This is a genomic window from Vibrio sp. OPT46, from assembly GCF_015163535.1.
Taxonomy (GTDB): domain Bacteria; phylum Pseudomonadota; class Gammaproteobacteria; order Enterobacterales; family Vibrionaceae; genus Vibrio; species Vibrio alginolyticus.
The window spans coordinates 1-1,883 of record NZ_JADDYG010000217.1 but is presented as its reverse complement, the minus strand read 5'-3'; the positions used below and the strand labels follow the sequence as shown (position 1 = coordinate 1,883).

At 41.4% G+C, this 1,883-nt stretch carries 2 protein-coding genes; both read right to left on the bottom strand.

Going from position 1 to position 1,883, the window contains the following annotated elements; genetic code table 11:
- Positions 1-205: 205 nt before the first annotated feature.
- Positions 206-691, bottom strand: a complete 486-nt coding sequence (locus IQR33_RS09225) for a hypothetical protein (protein WP_042776734.1) — start codon at positions 689-691, stop codon at positions 206-208.
- Positions 692-1,205: 514 nt separating this feature from the next.
- Positions 1,206-1,883, bottom strand: a 678-nt coding sequence (locus tag IQR33_RS09220; RefSeq protein WP_228013822.1) for a hypothetical protein, incomplete at its 5' end; no start/stop codon positions are given.

Sequence of the window (1,883 nt, the reverse complement as noted above, 5' to 3'; positions counted from 1 at the left end):
ATTTGCTCTGAATAGGTTGGGTTCGGATGCTTCTAAGACGTTTGCCTTGAATAGCATTTACGCACTTGAATGCTAGTGTAAGTGCTTTTTTTACTTGTACCTTCTTTTCTTCGTTGATCTTTACGATTCTGTCCATACTGCCCCCAAGCAACTTTTTAAAAAAGAGGGCCATTGAGCCCTCTATACACGTTAGATTTACCGATTACTATTCTTGACGGAACGGATCAATTACAAAGCCAAGCGCGTCTAGGGGTTGGCTATTGTATGCAGTAAGTGCTTCGCGACCTAAATCCAGTTCGTATCCAGAGCCAACAAAGTCATCACCTACAAAGCCACAAATAACATTGTTTGAGATACCTTCGATACCTTCCCAAGCTCTCCCGGTCCAATATTGCGATTCGACAATCCAAACACCTTCACGATGAACACGCACTCTAAAAGCACTTTCACTTCGCTTAAGTTCTTCTTTACTTATATCGATGTTCACATCAGGATCAAATAGGTCACCAGATAGAGCTTTTAAATCTACATACTGGTCTTCTTGTTTAATGAATCGGATTTTCCCTAATCGAACAGCTAGGGCTACTTTGTCTATTTCGCCGTTTCTCTCCGTGGATGTTTCAGTCTTTTCGGGTGTCAGCTGATTAAGTAATGAAATGACTACTTTCTTATCGAATGATGAAATCTTCATATTGCCCCCAAGCAATTGTTTTAAAATAGATAGTTACATAAGCAACTAAGGAAATTATACTAAAACACGCCATAAAATACCACATTTAAACATTAAATATAGTTAAATATATTTAACTATATTGGTTGACTTTACCCCGGACAAAGGCGACACAATGGGGCTCGACAGAGGGACAGCTTTTTAGGCGAAGCCGTTAAGAAAAGCGATACAAATGCTTTTAGCTTGCCGAAGGCGATTCATGTGGCCACCAGCTTTCTGCTAGGACGGTGACAACGGGGGTTTGTTGGCATCGTACTAGCGCTGGTGGACAACAGCCTTGAGCGGCAGAACTTGGTGAGGGACGAGCCCTAGTGATGCTGGGGTAAGTCCGGCGGGTGGGCCTCGGTGGCGACTAGGGGTATCCCCTATTAGTGGAGAGAAATTTTCTTGCAAGGTCTCTATTTCTTTTATTGAATTTATACGGACAAAAAAAAGCCCCTGCTTTGTAAGCAAGGGCTTTTCGCTTGGAGAGCGTTTAATCAAATGTTTGAGGATCTAGCTGTTCAAGAAATGGTACTACGTCTCTCTTAAATACCGCCTCAGCATTCACAGTATGAGCGCGAACCCATGCATTATTTCGGGTTGGTGAGAATTTGAAGCTAAACTTTCTTAGTCTTTGGGTAACCTCTTTCGGTGGCCTACCACCTAACCAAATACCAATGCGCCCATCAATAACCCCGTGCTTAATTCCATTTTCTAATTCACCTTCTAATGAGTTTGAATTTCGACTTTCTTCGACTCGCTCTGCTTCGACTAAACGTTGTTTTAATCGTCGGATATTAGCATTTGAGTTTGCTAAGCTAAATCGTCCCCAAGTGTTTACTATTGGATTTGGCTCCAAAAACGTTTTAAGGAGGTTTTGAGGTATACCACGTTCAAGCATCTTGTTTTCAAGTACAGCAGCACTATTATCTGTAAGCTCTCCATTTTCAGACGCTTTATATGCAGCTGGCACTAAACGATTAGCTATTTTCATGTAGCCATGCATTGTTTCCGCTTCACTAATTTTAATTCTTAATTGCTCAACCGGGTTATCTGATGACATTTTGACAACTGAACCATCCCCATCGGGGAACAGTTTCTTTGCAATGGCTTTTAAGGCTCTCTGAGGATAATCTGCATATTGATTAAGCTTATCCCTACTATTCTTATT